Genomic DNA, 15079 nt, shown 5'->3' with positions numbered 1-15079 from the left:
GGCCATGGCTAGTGTGCTCGTGGTCGAGGACGACCAGTTCGTACGTTCCGCCCTGATCCGACACCTGACCGAGGCCTCCCACACCGTGCGGAGCGTCGGCACGGCCCTGGAGGCCCTGCGCGAAGTCGCCCACCACCGCTTCGACGTGGTCATCCTCGACCTCGGCCTGCCCGACCTCGACGGCTCCGAGGCGCTCAAGATGCTGCGCGGCATCACCGACGTACCGGTCATCATCGCCACCGCGCGCGACGACGAGGCGGAGATCGTCCGCCTGCTCAACGACGGCGCCGACGACTACCTGACCAAACCCTTCTCCGTGGAGCACCTCTCCGCCCGGATGGCCGCCGTCCTGCGCCGCTCCCAGGCCGCCGCCGCCGAACCCCCCTCGCGCGTCCTGCGCGTCGGCGGGCTCGCCATCGACCCGCTGCGCCGGCAGGCCGAGCTGGACGGGGCCGTGCTGGACCTGACCCGGCGGGAGTTCGACCTGCTGACCTTCCTCGCCGGTCGGCCCGGGGTGGTCGTCGCCCGGCGCGAACTGCTCGCGGAGGTCTGGCAGCAGTCGTACGGGGACGACCAGACCATCGACGTGCACCTGTCCTGGCTGCGCCGCAAGCTCGGCGAGACCGCCGCCCGCCCCCGCTACCTGCACACGCTGCGCGGGGTCGGGGTGAAGCTGGAGCCGCCGCTGTGAGGTGGGCGCTGGTCAAGGTCTGTCTGGCCGTCACGACCATGGTGGTGCTGGCCTTCGCGGTGCCGCTGGGGATGGTGGTGCAGGAGATGGCCCGCGACCGGGCCTTCTCGAACGCCGAGCGGCAGGCCGCCACCATGAGCCCGACGCTCTCCATCACCACCGACCCGGCGCAGTTGCGCAAGGCCGTGGAATCCACGCAGATGGGCGCCGCCGGGCGGATGGCCGTCCACGTACCGGCCGTCGACGAGGCCGCGCCCGTGGACATCGGCGGCGGCTGGGCCGGCGCGCACGCGGTGGAGGAGACCCGCCGCCTCGGCCGGGCCACGACCGCGAAGGTGGCCGGCGGGGGATCGGCGCTGCTCCAGCCGACCGCCCTCGGCTCCGGGGACATCGCCGTCATCGAGATCCTGGTGCCGGAGAGCGAGGTCAGCAACGGCGTCACCACCGCCTGGCTGGTCCTCGCCGGCGTCGGGATCGCCCTCGTCGTCGGGTCCGTGGCCGTCGCCGACCGGCTCGGCGCCCGCCTGGTGCGGCCCGCCGAACGGCTCGCGGACGCCGCGCACCAGCTGGGGGAGGGCCGGCTCGGGGCGCGCGTCCCCGAGGCCGGACCGAAGGAACTCCGCTCGGCCGCCGTCGCGTTCAACTCCATGGCCGACCAGGTCGTGGAACTCCTCGCCAACGAGCGGGAGCTCGCCGCCGACCTCTCGCACCGCCTGCGCACGCCCCTGACCGTCCTGCGCCTCAACGCCGCCTCCCTCGGCGACGGGCCGGCCGCCGAGCACACCCGGGCGGCGGTCGAGCAGCTGGAGCGGGAGGTCGACACGATCATCCGTACCGCCCGGGAGCAGCGCGCCCCCGCCACGGCGGCCGGCGCCGGCTGCGACGCCTCCGAGGTGATCCGCGACCGGATGGCCTTCTGGTCGGCGCTGGCGGAGGACGAGGGCCGCGAGGTGCGGCTCGCGGGCGTGGACCGCACCGTACGCGTCCCCGTGGCCCGCCCCGAGCTGGCCGCCGCTCTCGACGCGCTCCTCGGCAACGTCTTCCGGCACACCCCGGAGGGCACGCCCTTCGCGGTGGACGTGCACGACGCGGGGGACGCCGTCATCGTCCTGGTCTCCGACGCGGGTCCGGGCATCGCCGACCCGGAAGCGGCCCTGCGGCGCGGGAACGACGGCGCCCGCGACGGCTCGACGGGGCTCGGGTTGGACATCGTCCGGCGGGTCGCGGAGTCCACGGGCGGCGACGTCCGCCTGGGGCGCTCCGTACTCGGCGGCACCGAGGTGCGGCTGTGGATCGCCCTGGACGATCGGGCGCGGGCGGGCGGGCGCGGCGCGGCCGGGCGGCGGACCCGGCGCAGGCGACGGGGCGACTGACCTGCCGGCGGGCGCCGGCGGCTTGGGCACGCGGCGGGGCGGCTCGTCGGCGGGGGCAACCGACGTACCCGTGGGGCGTGCCGCGCGGGGCGGATGAGTGCGGGTCGGTACGGTCCGCCTCATGGATACCCTGATCTTCGGCGGGCTCCTCGCCACCTTGGTCGCCATGTACCGGGCGACGTCCCGGACGGTGGCGCTCGGCGCCTGGTGGGTCATGCTGATCGCCGCCATCCTGCTGATGGCGCACCACATCACCAGCGGCCTCGCCCTCACCCTGAGCTACTGACCGTGGCCGCGCTGAACACCCTCGTCCCCCGGACGCCGCTGGAGGGCGGGCTGCTGGGGCGGGTCCAGTACTGGTTCGCGTGCCTCTTCGTCATCGGCTGGACGGGCGTCGTCTGCGGCGGGCTGTTCTACCAGTTCGGGCTGTGGGAGTACCCGTGCCCGCTGTGCGTCGTGCAGCGCATGTTCATGCTGCTGGCGGCCATCGGGGCGGCCCACATCATCCGCTCCGCGCTCACGGTGGGCGCGGTGACGGGCCGGGACTACATGATGGGCTGGGGCCTGGCCCTGGTCGCGGTGACGGCGGGCTCCTTCGCGGCGTGGCGGCAGACGATGCTGCACATCCTGCCCGGCGACAAGGGGTACGGCAGCGAGGTCTTCGGCCTGCACCTGTACGTGTGGGCGTGGATCCTGTTCACCGCCTCCGTCGTCGCGATCGGCGCCGTCCTGGCCTTCGCCCACACCACCGCCGACCGCGTCATCCCGGCCACCGGACCCGGCGCGCACCGCTCGGCGGGGCTGTTCGCGCTGGGCTTCCTCGGCCTGGTCATCGCCGTCAACCTGGTGGCCGTCTTCCTGGAGGAGGGCTTCCATTGGTTCCTGCCGGACGACCCCACGCGGTACCGGTTCTTCTACGACATCGGGATCCTGGACGAGCCCCGGGCCGGCGGGCGCCCGCGCGGCTGACCCGCCGGAGGGCCACGGAACGGGCCCGCCGCTCGGACGGGGGCGCAGCGGTTGCCGCGTCCCCGCCCGGCGCCGAGGGTGGGGGTGACGGAAGGAGCCGTGCATGAGAGTCATGCTCAGGGCCCACATGGACACCACCGCCACCAATGAGGGCATCAGGTCCGGGAGCCTCCCCGAGACGGTGAAGAAGATGCTGGAGAGCCTCAAGCCCGAGGCGGCCTATTTCGGCCTGCACGAGGGGGTGCGGTCCATGTGGGTCGTCTTCGACCTCGACGACAGTTCCAAGCTGCCCGTACTGCTGGAGCCGCTCTTCCTCCAGTACAACGCCGAGATCGAAGTCGGCCCGGTGATGAACGCCGACGACCTCGGCCGCGGCCTGGCCGCGATGAAGAGCTCGCCGTAGCCCCTGGCGCGGTCCCTCGCCCGTCGCCTGTAGCGCGTGGCCCGTCGCGCGTCGCCCGGAACTGCATACGCGGAAGGCCCCGGTCCGCTTTCGCGGATCGGGGCCTTCCCACAGGGTGAGTGACGGGACTTGAACCCGCGGCCACCTGGACCACAACCAGGTGCTCTACCAGCTGAGCTACACCCACCATGTCCGGTCGCGAACGACCGGCCGAAGAAAAGGGTACAGGGTCCGAAGGGGTGCTCGCTCCCCCCTTTCCCGGCGCCCCTCTCCGGTGGGTGCTACTCGTCGGCCACCACGTGCTTGGCGGCGATGGCGCGCGCGGTGTCCGAGTCGGGGCCGGGCTGCGGCACGAAGACCGCCTCGCGGTAGTAGCGCAGCTCGGCGATGGACTCCTTGATGTCCGCGAGCGCCCGGTGGTTGCCGTTCTTCGGCGGGCTGTTGAAGTACGCGCGCGGGTACCAGCGGCGCGCGAGCTCCTTCACCGAGGACACGTCCACGATCCGGTAGTGCAGGTAGTTCTCCAGCGCAGCCATGTCCCGCAGCAGGAAGCCGCGGTCGGTGCCGACGGAGTTGCCGCACAGCGGCGCCTTCCGGGGCTCCTTCACGTGCTCCCGTACGTACGCCAGGACCTGCGCCTCGGCGTCGGCCAGGGTGGTGCCGCCGGCCAGTTCGTCGAGCAGCCCGGAAGCGGTGTGCATTTCGCGCACCACGTCCGGCATGTTCTCCAGGGCCGAGTCCGGCGGGCGGATCACGATGTCCACGCCTTCGCCGAGCACATTGAGTTCCGAGTCGGTGACCAGCGCGGCCACCTCGATAAGTGCGTCGTCCGTCAACGAGAGCCCGGTCATCTCGCAGTCGATCCACACCATGCGATCGTTCATGCGCACCACCTTATGCCGAAGGTCCCCCACATCGGTGCTCGGCCGATGTGGGGGACCTTCGTTCTGGCGGTGCCCGGCGGCTACGCGTGCTCGCGCAGCACCCGGCTCGGTGCGTACAGCTCCGTCACGCTCGGACCGGAGGCGGCCAGGGCCGCCGCCGCCCGCTGGGGCTGCGGGGTGCGCTGGTGCGGGACCGGCGGACCCGAGATCTCCGAGACCTGCGAGACGTCGGCCTGCGGCCGACGGGCCCGGTAGGCGGATCGGTAGGCGGCCGGGGAGGACCCCAGCTGCCTTCGGAAGTGCCCGCGCAGCGCGACCGGCGAACGGAAGCCGCAGCGCCCGGCGACCTCGTCGACCGAGTAGTCGGAGGTCTCCAGCAGCCGCTGTGCCTGGAGCACCCGCTGGGTGATCAGCCACTGGAGCGGCGCGCTGCCGGTCAGGGAGCGGAACCGCCGGTCGAAGGTGCGCCGGCTCATGTAGGCGCGGGCGGCCAGCGTCTCCACGTCGAACTGCTCGTGGAGGTGTTCCAGTGCCCAGGCGACGACCTCGGCGAGCGGGTCGGCGCCGATCTCCTCGGGCAGCGACCGGTCGAGGTAGCGTTCCTGGCCACCCGTGCGGCGCGGCGGGACGACGAGTCGGCGGGCCAGTGCCCCGGCCGCCTCGCTGCCGTGGTCCGTGCGCACGATGTGCAGGCACAGGTCGATTCCGGCCGCGGTGCCCGCGGAGGTGAGCACGTCGCCGTCGTCGACGAACAGCTCGCGCGGATCGACGTGGACGGACGGGTACCGCTTGGCCAGCGTCGGCGCGTACATCCAGTGCGTCGTCGCGGGTCGGCCGTCGAGCAGCCCGGCGGCGGCGAGCACGAAGGCTCCCGTGCACAGGCCGACGATCCGGGCCCCCTCCTCGTGCGCCAGACGCAGTGCGTCGAGCGCCTCCGGCGGTGGCGGTGAAGTGATGGAGCGCCAGGCCGGAACGACGACCGTGCCTGCCCGAGCGATCGCCTCCAACCCGTATGGCGCGGTCAGTTCGAGTCCGCCGGTGGTCCGCAGCGGACCGTCCTCCCCGGCGCACACGAGCAGTCGATAGCGCGGAACTCCGGCGTCCTGTCGGTCGATGCCGAACACGGACAACGGAATGGAACTCTCGAAGATCGGCCCGCCGCTGAACAGCAGCACGGCGACGATCTCCCTGCGACGACGCCCCGCGAGCTTCCGGCCCGCGTCCGCGACGACGGCGGTGGAATCCTGGCTCATGGCGCTAAGCCCCCCTTGGGTGTCGCGACTCCTTGGTCTGGTCGCACCTGCACGTTTCCCCTCGGCCTTGCACGTGGATCCCCCGCCGTAAATACATGATCGAATCTACTGCGTCCCGTGGTGTCGGCGTGACAAGTTCAGCACGCAGCGCTATGTCGACTTGGCAACTTGGCGAAAAGCATTCGATCAGGAAGCGTTCCACTCCGCTACCCGAGTGGGAAGTGCGCGGTCCGGCCATGGCCTGTACCCATGGGGTCTTGGCACCCCTCTGACCCTGTCGTCGCTGATGGTCGGGGGGTTGGGGGGACATTCCGGCAAGGGGGGCACCGCGTCCGGAAGTTGGCTGAAAACCGACGGGTGTGTACGTGCGAACCGGTCAGTCGTGCGGGGTCGGTACGGCGGAGCCGTGGCAACCGCGGTGCGAACCGGAACCGCTGCGGGAGTGCCGGCCGCGGTGTCCGACCGGGAGGGGGTCCTCCGCGAACACCCGGGCGGCGGCGCGCTCCGTCTTCTCGGAGTGGCGCAGCAGGACCCGGCAGGCGGCCGTGACGGCGGCCAGGCCCAGGGTGGCGACGGCGGCGCCGCCGTAGGAGGTTCCGTAGACGACGAGCACCACGGGGACGAGCAGGCAACTGAAGGCGGCCCAGCGGACCACGTCACCCGCGGGGTCGTCATGGGCGCGTCCGGGGTGCTGCCCGGACGGGTGAACCGAAGGGTGGACCGACGGGTGGACTGAGGTCGGCGGAGCGGGCTGGACGGGTGGGACGGGGTGAACCGGATGGCCGGGCACGGCGTACTCCCTGCGGGCTCTTCCTGGACGGTCGGACGCATGTCCAACGCCCCGGCGCGCGGCTCGGTCACTGCGCGCACGGGTGGCGCGGGGCCCTCTCGTCACTGGCTGTATTGGCCAGTCGTCATTGCCAAGGAGCCGTCACTCCGGCATGCTCCCTGGGACGCTCTCCAAGGGCGACATGCCCTGTGCAGGACAGGAGTGTCGCCGTACCCTGAGGGGTAAGGGCTTGGGAAGATAGTTCCCGGACAGAGCTCCGTAACGCTGCGTCGCCAAAACCGCCCCGTCGCTTCCCCGAGGACCCTTCGCCGAGACACCCATGGCCGGTCACGAATTCTCCGAACCCGCGGACCGCAAGCGCAAACCCCTCGCCGATTCCGCATCGAGCGACCTGCGCGCGGTGGAACAGACACGCCTGCCCTGCGACCCGGCCTTCCGGCACGGTGTCGTCGTGGGCTTCGACGGCTCCACGTCCAGTGAGCGAGCCCTCGCGTACGCGATCGGGATGGCCCGGCGCTCCGGGTCCGGTCTGATCATCGTGCATGTCGCCAACAGACTCCCCACCACCGTGTGGGCCGGCTGTGAGCCGCCGGTCTTCGTCGACGTGCCCGACCACCGCACCGAGGTGTTGGGGTTGGAGCTGGCGTGCGCGGACTACCTCTCCGAGGTGCCGTGGATCCTCGTCGAGCGGGGCGGGGACATCTGCCACGAGTTGGAGGAGGTCGGCCGCGAGTACTCGGCGGACGCCATCGTGGTCGGCTCCACGCACGGGCTCCTGGGTCGGATCTTCGGCTCGGTGGCGGGTCGACTGGCCAAGCGGGCACAGCGACCGGTTGTTGTCATTCCGTGACCCTGTGTATGTCGGTTGTGTGGTTGTGAACCCATGTAAAGGGTAAATAAGCGCTGCTGGGACGCAGCAAACAACTGCAGATCGAAGGGAGCCCGCCGTGGACAATGGTGTCTCTGCGGGAAGCACGGCCTCGACTTCGACCCTCGGGAACATCGCCCTGGGTCTCACCCTTCTCGCGTTCGGTATCGGCCACACCGGCATCCTCGGCGGTGTCACCGCCTCGGACTCCGTATCGCTCGCCATGTACGTGGGCGGCGCGGCCCTCTTCCTCCTCGGACTCGTCGAGTACCGCGGCGGCAACGGATTCAACGGCACCGCGTTCGCGGGCCTCGGCGTCTTCTGGTTCACCTGGGCCAAGGGCGCGGGCGGCGCGGCATCCGCGGACGCCGCCGGAACGTTTCTGGTCCTCTTCGCGATGCTCGCGCTGACCCTCACGGTCGCCGCCGCGAGCGGTCTCTTCGGCCAGGGCGTCTACGCCCTGCTGACCCTCTCCCTGGTCCTGCTGGCCATCGCGGCGTTCGCGGACAGCTCCGGTCTCGCCAAGGCGGGCGGCTGGGTCGCGGCCCTCTCCGGCCTGCTGGCCTGGTACGGAGCGACCGCGGCCCTGGCCCACTGGCCGATGGCGCTGCGCAAGACCTCGGGCAGCGGCGCGGTCGCCGCGGGTTGAGGAGCACGGGCGAAGGCCCCCGGGGACGGATCCCCGGGGGCCTTCGTACGTCGTGCGGCGCGCGCCGCCTACTCGGCTACTCGATTACTCGACGCCGACTACTCGACGGTGACGGACTTCGCCAGGTTGCGCGGCTTGTCGATGTCCCGGCCCAGGGCCAGGGCGGTGTGGTAGGCCAGCAGTTGGAGCGGGATGCCCATCAGGATCGGGTCCAGCTCGTCCTCGTTCTTGGGCACGAGGATGGTGTGGTCGGCCTTCTCCTGCTCGCGGTGGGCGACGGCCAGGATGCGACCGCTGCGGGCCTTGATCTCCTCCAGCGCCGCGCGGTTCTTCTCCAGCAGGTCGTCGTCCGGGACGATCGCGACCGTCGGCATCGCCGGCTCGATGAGGGCGAGCGGGCCGTGCTTGAGCTCGGAGGCCGGGTAGGCCTCGGCGTGGATGTAGGAGATCTCCTTCAGCTTGAGGGAGGCCTCCAGGGCGACGGGGTAGCCGCGCACCCGGCCGATGAACATCATCGACTTGGCGTCGGCGTACTCGGCCGCGAGCCGCTTGATGTCGTCCTCGCTCTTGAGGATCTCCTGGATCTGCTCCGGCAGCCGGCGCAGGCCGTCGATGATGCGCTTGCCGTCGGTGACCGACAGGTCCCGGATCCGGCCGAGGTGCACGGCGAGCAGCGCGAAGGCCACCACCGTGTTGGTGAAGCACTTGGTGGAGACGACGCAGACCTCGGGGCCGGCGTGCACGTACACGCCGCCGTCCGCCTCGCGGGCGATGGCGGAGCCGACCACGTTGACCACGCCGAGGACGCGGGCGCCCTTGCGCTTGAGCTCCTGCACCGCCGCGAGCACGTCGTACGTCTCACCGGACTGGGAGACGGCGATGTACAGGGTGTCGGGGTCCACGACCGGGTTGCGGTAGCGGAACTCGGAGGCCGGCTCGGCGTCGGCGGGGATGCGGGCGAGGCCCTCGATGAGGCCCGCGCCGATGAGACCCGCGTGGTACGAGGTGCCGCAGCCCAGGATCTTGACCCGGCGGATGCCGCGCGCCTCGCGCGGGTCCAGGTTCAGGCCGCCCAGGTGCACGGTGTTGAAGCGGTCGTCGATCCGGCCGCGCAGCACGCGGTCGACCGCGTCGGGCTGCTCGGAGATCTCCTTGTGCATGTACGTGTCGTGGCCGCCCATGTCGTAGGAAGCGGCCTCCCACTCCACGGTCTCGGGCGTGGCGGTGGTCGTCGTACCGCTGGTGGTGTAGGTGCGGAAGTCGTCGGCCTTCAGGGTGGCCATCTCGCCGTCGTTCAGGGTGACGACCTGGCGGGTGTGGGCGACCAGCGCGGCGACGTCGGAGGCGACGAGCATCTCCTTCTCGCCGATGCCGAGGATGACCGGGGAGCCGTTGCGGGCGACGACGATGCGGTCGGCGAAGTCGGCGTGCATGACGGCGATGCCGTAGGTGCCCTCGACGACCTTGAGCGCCTCGCGGACCTTGCCCTCCAGGGTGTCGGCCTGGGAGCGGGCGACGAGGTGGACGAGCACCTCGGTGTCGGTCTCCGAGACGAAGACCACGCCGTCGGCCTCCAGCTTCGCGCGCAGCTCGGAGGCGTTGTCGACGATGCCGTTGTGGACGACGGCGACCTTGCTGTCGGCGTCCAGGTGCGGGTGCGAGTTGATGTCGCTCGGGGCGCCGTGGGTGGCCCAGCGGGTGTGGGCGATGCCGGTGGTGCCGGCGAAGCGCTTGGGGACCCGGGCCTCCAGGTCACGTACGCGGCCCTTGGCCTTGACGACCTTCAGCGCCGCGGACTTCGGGCTGTTGACGACGATGCCCGCCGAGTCGTAGCCGCGGTACTCCAGTCGCTGGAGGCCTTCGAGCAGCAGCGGTGCCACGTCGCGCTTGCCGATGTAACCCACGATTCCGCACATACGGTTGTGCCCCTCCTGAAGTTCGGTTGGTGTGCCCGGTCGGTCCCGTCGGTCCTGTCCGTCCGTCGGTCCCGTCCGTCCGGCGGTCCGGTCGCTCGCGCGGCCGGTCAGCCGTAGACGATGCGGCGCAGCTGCCGGAGCGAGAGCTCCGGGGGCGCCACGGCGCGGTGCGGCAGTTCCGCCGCGATCCGCTCGAAGATCTCCGCGTTGACGGCGCCACCGGACTGGAGCTCCCGGTGGCGGCGGCGGACGAACTCCTCGGTCGTCTCGTCGAAGTACGCCAGCACGTCGAGCACCACCCGGGCGGCCTCCCCGCGCTGGAGCGCGGTGCTGCGCACCAGGTGGTCGACGAGGTCGTCATGAGACGGGCGGCGATCGAGCACCAGTAGATAGTGACGGCCGGAGGGGAGGAACGCAAAGATCCTGCCCGGAATCGGGCAGGATCTCGCTGGTCTGGACCAGAGGAATGGGAAATTCCGGTCCGGGAGGGTCAGAAACGACCCAAAATCGCCGCCTTCGCCACACTGAACTCCTCGGCCGTGAGGATGCCCCCCTGGTGCAGCTCACCCAGTTCGCGCAGCCGCCGCAGCAGGGTGTCGTGGTCCGCCGCCGCGCCGGCCAGGGCCGGGCCCGACTCCGCCAGGGGCAGCGCGGCCGGGGCCGGGCCTGCGCGGGCGCGGGCACCGCGGGCGCGGGCGCCGCCGGGTGGGGCATCCGTACGGCCACGGCCGCCGCGACCAGGGCCATCACCGGGTCCTTGCGCAGCCCGAAGAGCTCCACCGCGAACGGGTCGTACTTCGGCGGACCCGCCTGCGGGGCCGCCGCCAGGGAGAAGCGCAGCCAGCCGTTCTCCAGTCCGCGCGCCGGGAACCACTGCACCCCGGCCAGCTCGGCGACCCGGAAGGAACGCGGCCCGCCGGCGGTCTTGGCGTCCTCCGCCGTCCAGCTCCAGGTCAGGGTGATCCGGTCCCCGTCGAACGCGGCCGTCCCGTCCCCGGCGCTCACCGTCAGCGGCACGGACGGGCCGGGCAGCAGGTACGCGTCAGAGGGGCCCGGGTCCACCTGGTCCAGCAGCAGGGCGTTGCGCACCTCGTCCACGAAATACTCCGCGACCCCCGTGCGGTCGTTCTCCACCGTCAGCCGGTACGGGTCCGAGGCGTCCGGCAGCCGCCCGCCGGTCACCTGGAGGAGCGGGCAGGCCCCGTCGCGCAGCCGCAGCCGCAACCGGCCCGACTTGCGCCCCGGTTCGTGACTGATCCCCGCGATCGCCCGCAGCGGCACGGCCACTTCACCGAGCGTCTGCCGCAGCAGCCCGACCCCCTTGTCGCGACCCGGCACGATGCGCACCGTGTCCCCGTCAAAGGTCCACGTACCGTCCTTCTGGATGATTTCCGCCATTGCGGGATTCTCGCACCGTCCCATCCGGCGCGGCACGAGGGCCGGTTGGCCTATACCTGGGCGCATGCGACTACTGCCCCGCGCACTCGCCACCCTCCTCGTCCTCGGCGCCGTCGGTGCCTGCCTCTCCTGTGCCCCCGCCCGCGGCGACGACGCCAGACCCGGCGAGCGGCGCCCCGCGGCGGCCCTCACCCCCTACGAGCGGCTCCTGCCGGCGCCGGCCTCCGTACGGGCCGAGGGTGCCGCGTACTCGTTCGGCGCGGGCACGGTGATCCGTACGGGCCGGCGCGCGCCGGAGGAGGTGCGGCAGGTCGGCGAACTGCTCGCGGAGCAGCTGCGCGGGCCGAGCGGGCTGCCGCTGCCGGTGGTCGACGGGCAGGACGGGGACGGGATCCGGCTGCTGCTCGACGAGGGGGCACGGGACCTGGGCGCGGAGGGCTACCGGCTGCGGACCACCGCCTCCGGGATCACGCTGACCGCGCGCACCCCGGCCGGGCTCTTCCACGCGGGGCAGACGCTGCGCCAGCTGCTCCCGGTGCGCGGGACGGGTCGGGTGCCGGGCGGGACGGTCACGGACGCGCCGCGCTTCGCGTACCGGGGGGCGATGGTCGACGTCGCCCGGCACTACTTCCCGGTGGAGCAGGTCAAGCGGTACGTCGACCAACTCGCCCAGTACAAGATCAACAAGCTGCACCTGCACCTGACCGACGACCAGGGCTGGCGGCTCGCGATCGACTCCTGGCCCCGGCTCGCGCAGTACGGCGGCGCGAGCGAGGTCGGCGGCGGCCCCGGCGGCTACTGGACCAAGGAGCAGTACCGCGACCTGGTGGCCTACGCGGCCGCCCGGTACGTCGAGGTGATCCCGGAGATCGACATGCCGGGCCACGTGAACGCCGCCCAGGCCTCCTACGCCGAACTGAACTGCGACGGCAGGGCGCGCGAGCGCTACACCGGCGTCAAGGTCGGCTTCAGCTCGCTGTGCGTCGGCAAGGAACGGACGTACGAGTTCATCGACGAGGTCCTCGGGGAACTCGCGGAGCTGACCCCCGGCCCGTACCTGCACATCGGGGGCGACGAGGCGCACTCCACCCCGGCGGCGGACTACGCGGCGTTCATGGACCGCGCCCAGGCGATCGTCGCCCGGCACGGCAAGACGGTGGTGGCCTGGCACCAGCTCGCCCACGCCCGCCCGGCGCCGGGCGCGGTGCTCCAGTACTGGGGCACCGACAAGACGGGTGCCGCCGAGAAGGCGGCCGTGGCGACGGCGGCGAAGGCCGGCCACCCGGTGATCGTCTCCCCGGCGGACCGGGCCTACCTGGACATGAAGTACGACAAGACCACGAAGCCGGGACTGGCCTGGGCGGGGTACGTGCCCGTGCGGCGCGCGTACTCCTGGAACCCGGGCTCCTACCTCTCGGGCGTCCCCGAATCCGCCGTCCTGGGCGTGGAGGCCCCCCTGTGGACGGAGACCATCGCCACGCGCGCCGACTGGGAACTGATGGCCTTCCCCCGCGTCCTGGGCCTGGCGGAACTCGGCTGGTCCCCGGCCGCCGCCCTCGACTGGGACGCGTACCGCCTCCGCCTGGCCGCCCAGTCCCCCCGCCTGGCCGCCCAGGACACGACGTACTTCCGCGCCCCGGAGGTGCCGTGGGAGTAGCCGTTGCGTGGGGCCCTGTCCAAGCGGGTGCCCGATTCGTCACTCCTGGGAGTGGAACCTCGCGGTCCAGTGGGCGCAGCCCGGCCCGGCCGCGACCTGTCGGGGCCCGAGCCCCAGAAGGGTGGTGGATGCCCAGGAACCGACGGATGGAGTGATCGCTCAATGCCCCTGTATCCCCCACGGCGCCGGTCCGGGCGCATCGGTGCGGTGAGCGCCGCGGCGCTGGCGCTCGTATGCAGCCTGGCCGGAGTGGCGATGGCCGCCCCCGGCGACCTGGACCCCGCGTTCAGCGGCGACGGCAAGGTCATCACGGACGTGACCGGCTACGAGAACATCGCGGGCATGGTCGTGCAGCCGGACGGAAAGATCGTCACGGTCGGCGACGGCTACTTCGACGACACCTCGGGCGACTTCGTACTGGTGCGCTACAACACCGACGGCAGCCTGGACACGAGCTTCGGCGGCGACGGCATCGTCACCACCGACTTCGACGTCAACAACGAGGAGGCCCGAGCCCTCGCGCTACAGCCCGACGGCAAGATCGTCGCGGTCGGAGGGTCCACCTCGATCGCCGGTACCGGCGCCTGGGCGTCGGCCCGCTACAACAGCGACGGCAGCCTGGACACCACCTACGGAGACGGCGGCAGGGCGCTCACGGATCCCGATGTCGACACGATCGATACCGCGGAGGCGGTAGCGGTCCAGCCGAACGGCGCGCTCGTCCTGGGCGGGTCGAGCTTCGGACGCTGGACTGTGGCGCGCCTCACGCCCGCCGGCGGCCCGGACACGAGCTTCGGCGGCGACGGCATCGTCATCACCGACTTCGGGGGCGGCGCCTGCTGCGGGGTCTCCGACCTGGCGTTGCAGTCCGACGGCAGGATCGTCGCCGCCGGCAGCGCCTCCGGTTTCGCGTTGGCCCGTTACAACGCCGACGGCAGCCTGGACACCGGCTTCGACGGTGACGGCAGGGTGACCACCGGCTTCGGAACCTCCGCCGAGGGTGTGGCGCTGCAGTCCGACGGCAAGATCGTCACCGCGGGCGCTGCCGGCAACGCCTTCGCAGTGATGCGCTTCACCGCCAACGGCGCCCCGGACACGACCTTCGACGGTGACGGCAGGGCGACCACCTCCTTCGGACCCGAGTACACCTGGGTCGCGGACATGGCGCTGCAGTCCGACGGCCGGATCGTCGCCGCCGGTCAGTACGCAGGGGAATTCGCGCTGGCGCGGTTCAACGCCGGCGGTAGCCTCGACACCGACTTCAGCGGCGACGGCCGCCTGACCACCGACTTCGGCGGAGTCTCGGAACAGGCCACTTCCGTGGCCTTGCAGGCCGACGGCAAGATCCTCGCCGGCGGCGTCGCCGGTGAGGCCAACAGCCTGAACGCCGACCGTGCCGTGGCCCGCTACCTGGGCGGCGGGGGCAGCGAGCCGCCGCTCCCGCCCGCGGACCTGTTGTCCGTCACCAAGGCCGGAACCACCACCGTCAGCATCGGCGACCAGGCCACGTACACCGTGACCGTGACCAATACGAGCACCACGACCACGGCCACCGGCGTCACCCTCACCGACACCCTCACCGGAGTCGCGGGCACGCTCCTGTCCGTCACCCCTGGCCCCGGGCAGGGCAGCTGCACCGTCACCTCCACCAGTGCCAACTGCGCCTTGAGCTCCCTCGCCCCGGGTGCCCGGGTCACGGTGACGGTGGTCGCCGAACCCCGCGCCACGGGCACCCTGTCCGACCGGGCCACGGCCTCCGCCGCGCAGAGCGACCCCGTCCCCGCCAACAACACCGCGACGGCCACCACCACCGTCAACAACGCGCGCGGCTGCACGATCATCGGCACCAGCGGCGCGGACACCCTGACCGGCGGCTACTTCAACGACGTGATCTGCGCCCTCAGCGGCAACGACATCGTCAGGGCCGGCTACGGCAACGACACCGTCCACGCCGGCCCCGGCAACGACAACGTCGACGGCGGCCACGGCGGCGACACCCTGAACGGCAACACCGGGAACGACACGCTGACCGGCTACTACGGCGACGACCGCCTCAACACGGTCGACGGCGTCTCCGGCAACGACACCGCCAACGGCGGCTTCGGCACCGACACGTGCACGACCGACCCGGGCGACACCCGCCTGAGCTGCCCCTAGGAAACCTCCCGGGGCATCTCGGAACGCAGACAGGACCCCCGCCGGCCGGTTTTGTCGATGGCGGGCTGAGA

At 71.9% G+C, this 15079-nt stretch carries 14 protein-coding genes, 1 tRNA gene and 1 pseudogene; 9 read left to right on the top strand and 7 right to left on the bottom strand.

The window, feature by feature from the left end; all coding sequences use genetic code 11:
• The first annotated feature begins 4 nt into the window (after nucleotides 1-4).
• From M4D82_RS12660 to M4D82_RS12640, 5 genes are all read left to right on the top strand, one after another.
• Nucleotides 5-691 (top strand): response regulator transcription factor, encoded by a 687-nt coding sequence (locus M4D82_RS12660; protein WP_249766153.1) that lies wholly within the window; start codon nucleotides 5-7, stop codon nucleotides 689-691.
• Entirely contained in the window at nucleotides 688-2064 is a 1377-nt protein-coding gene (locus M4D82_RS12655) for a sensor histidine kinase (protein WP_249766152.1), read from the top strand. The genes M4D82_RS12660 and M4D82_RS12655 overlap by 4 nt, the downstream gene beginning before the upstream one ends.
• A gap of 121 nt (nucleotides 2065-2185) precedes the next feature.
• Nucleotides 2186-2350, top strand: a complete 165-nt coding sequence (locus tag M4D82_RS12650; protein WP_249766151.1) for a DUF5993 family protein — start codon at nucleotides 2186-2188, stop codon at nucleotides 2348-2350.
• Between the two features lie 2 nt (nucleotides 2351-2352).
• A complete protein-coding gene (locus M4D82_RS12645; protein ID WP_249766150.1) occupies nucleotides 2353-3033 on the top strand; it encodes a disulfide bond formation protein B in 681 nt (226 codons plus the stop codon).
• Nucleotides 3034-3136: 103 nt separating this feature from the next.
• Nucleotides 3137-3436 (top strand): hypothetical protein, encoded by a 300-nt coding sequence (locus M4D82_RS12640; RefSeq protein WP_249766149.1) that lies wholly within the window; start codon nucleotides 3137-3139, stop codon nucleotides 3434-3436.
• A gap of 114 nt (nucleotides 3437-3550) precedes the next feature.
• On the opposite strand, the gene M4D82_RS12635 is transcribed toward M4D82_RS12640, so the two are convergent.
• The 4 genes from M4D82_RS12635 to M4D82_RS12620 all read right to left on the bottom strand — a co-directional run bounded on the left by M4D82_RS12635 (nucleotide 3551) and on the right by M4D82_RS12620 (nucleotide 6228).
• Nucleotides 3551-3623 (bottom strand) — tRNA-His (locus tag M4D82_RS12635).
• A gap of 94 nt (nucleotides 3624-3717) precedes the next feature.
• Nucleotides 3718-4320 carry an oligoribonuclease gene (orn, locus tag M4D82_RS12630; RefSeq protein ID WP_249766148.1) on the bottom strand — a complete coding sequence of 201 codons (603 nt, stop codon included), beginning with the start codon at nucleotides 4318-4320 and terminating at the stop codon, nucleotides 3718-3720.
• An 80-nt stretch (nucleotides 4321-4400) separates the two neighbouring features.
• On the bottom strand, nucleotides 4401-5573 hold the full coding sequence (locus tag M4D82_RS12625; protein WP_249766147.1) for a helix-turn-helix domain-containing protein: 1173 nt from the start codon (nucleotides 5571-5573) through the stop codon (nucleotides 4401-4403).
• A gap of 376 nt (nucleotides 5574-5949) precedes the next feature.
• Nucleotides 5950-6228 carry a hypothetical protein gene (locus M4D82_RS12620; protein ID WP_502988911.1) on the bottom strand — a complete coding sequence of 93 codons (279 nt, stop codon included), beginning with the start codon at nucleotides 6226-6228 and terminating at the stop codon, nucleotides 5950-5952.
• Between the two features lie 454 nt (nucleotides 6229-6682).
• Here M4D82_RS12620 and M4D82_RS12615 point away from each other — a divergent pair, with 454 nt between their 5' ends.
• Together M4D82_RS12615 and M4D82_RS12610 are read left to right on the top strand one after the other, a co-directional pair.
• Complete coding sequence (locus M4D82_RS12615) at nucleotides 6683-7213, top strand: universal stress protein (RefSeq protein ID WP_249766145.1); 531 nt, start codon at nucleotides 6683-6685, stop codon at nucleotides 7211-7213.
• A gap of 97 nt (nucleotides 7214-7310) precedes the next feature.
• Nucleotides 7311-7880 carry a GPR1/FUN34/YaaH family transporter gene (locus tag M4D82_RS12610; protein ID WP_249766144.1) on the top strand — a complete coding sequence of 190 codons (570 nt, stop codon included), beginning with the start codon at nucleotides 7311-7313 and terminating at the stop codon, nucleotides 7878-7880.
• A gap of 98 nt (nucleotides 7881-7978) precedes the next feature.
• On the opposite strand, the gene glmS is transcribed toward M4D82_RS12610, so the two are convergent.
• The 3 genes and pseudogenes from glmS to M4D82_RS12595 all read right to left on the bottom strand — a co-directional run bounded on the left by glmS (nucleotide 7979) and on the right by M4D82_RS12595 (nucleotide 11194).
• Nucleotides 7979-9796 (bottom strand): glutamine--fructose-6-phosphate transaminase (isomerizing), encoded by a 1818-nt coding sequence (glmS, locus tag M4D82_RS12605; protein WP_249766143.1) that lies wholly within the window; start codon nucleotides 9794-9796, stop codon nucleotides 7979-7981.
• A 107-nt stretch (nucleotides 9797-9903) separates the two neighbouring features.
• Nucleotides 9904-10179 (bottom strand): hypothetical protein, encoded by a 276-nt coding sequence (locus tag M4D82_RS12600; RefSeq protein WP_030008735.1) that lies wholly within the window; start codon nucleotides 10177-10179, stop codon nucleotides 9904-9906.
• 107 nt (nucleotides 10180-10286) lie between these two features.
• Nucleotides 10287-11194: pseudogene (locus M4D82_RS12595) on the bottom strand (DUF4429 domain-containing protein).
• A 64-nt stretch (nucleotides 11195-11258) separates the two neighbouring features.
• Between M4D82_RS12595 and M4D82_RS12590 the strand changes: the two are divergent.
• Together M4D82_RS12590 and M4D82_RS12585 are read left to right on the top strand one after the other, a co-directional pair.
• Complete coding sequence (locus M4D82_RS12590; RefSeq protein ID WP_249766142.1) at nucleotides 11259-12851, top strand: beta-N-acetylhexosaminidase; 1593 nt, start codon at nucleotides 11259-11261, stop codon at nucleotides 12849-12851.
• A 162-nt stretch (nucleotides 12852-13013) separates the two neighbouring features.
• A complete protein-coding gene (locus tag M4D82_RS12585; protein ID WP_249766141.1) occupies nucleotides 13014-15008 on the top strand; it encodes a calcium-binding protein in 1995 nt (664 codons plus the stop codon).
• Nucleotides 15009-15079: the final 71 nt, after the last annotated feature.

Source organism: Streptomyces sp. RerS4 (genome assembly GCF_023515955.1).
In the GTDB taxonomy this organism is placed as follows: Bacteria; Actinomycetota; Actinomycetes; order Streptomycetales; family Streptomycetaceae; genus Streptomyces.
The sequence above is the reverse complement of the archived record's forward strand: the minus strand, read 5'-3'. Positions and strand labels throughout refer to the sequence as shown.

Bases quoted from the DNA above. Each gene is read 5' to 3' on its own strand.
- M4D82_RS12640 (WP_249766149.1), top strand. From the start codon at position 3,137: ATGAGAGTCATGCTCAGGGCCCACATGGACACCACCGCCACCAATGAG.
- M4D82_RS12660 (WP_249766153.1), top strand. From the start codon at position 5: ATGGCTAGTGTGCTCGTGGTCGAGGACGACCAGTTCGTACGTTCCGCC.
- M4D82_RS12585 (WP_249766141.1), top strand. From the start codon at position 13,014: ATGCCCCTGTATCCCCCACGGCGCCGGTCCGGGCGCATCGGTGCGGTG.
- M4D82_RS12650 (WP_249766151.1), top strand. From the start codon at position 2,186: ATGGATACCCTGATCTTCGGCGGGCTCCTCGCCACCTTGGTCGCCATG.
- M4D82_RS12590 (WP_249766142.1), top strand. From the start codon at position 11,259: ATGCGACTACTGCCCCGCGCACTCGCCACCCTCCTCGTCCTCGGCGCC.
- glmS (WP_249766143.1), bottom strand. From the start codon at position 9,796: ATGTGCGGAATCGTGGGTTACATCGGCAAGCGCGACGTGGCACCGCTG.
- M4D82_RS12625 (WP_249766147.1), bottom strand. From the start codon at position 5,573: ATGAGCCAGGATTCCACCGCCGTCGTCGCGGACGCGGGCCGGAAGCTC.
- M4D82_RS12615 (WP_249766145.1), top strand. From the start codon at position 6,683: ATGGCCGGTCACGAATTCTCCGAACCCGCGGACCGCAAGCGCAAACCC.
- orn (WP_249766148.1), bottom strand. From the start codon at position 4,320: ATGAACGATCGCATGGTGTGGATCGACTGCGAGATGACCGGGCTCTCG.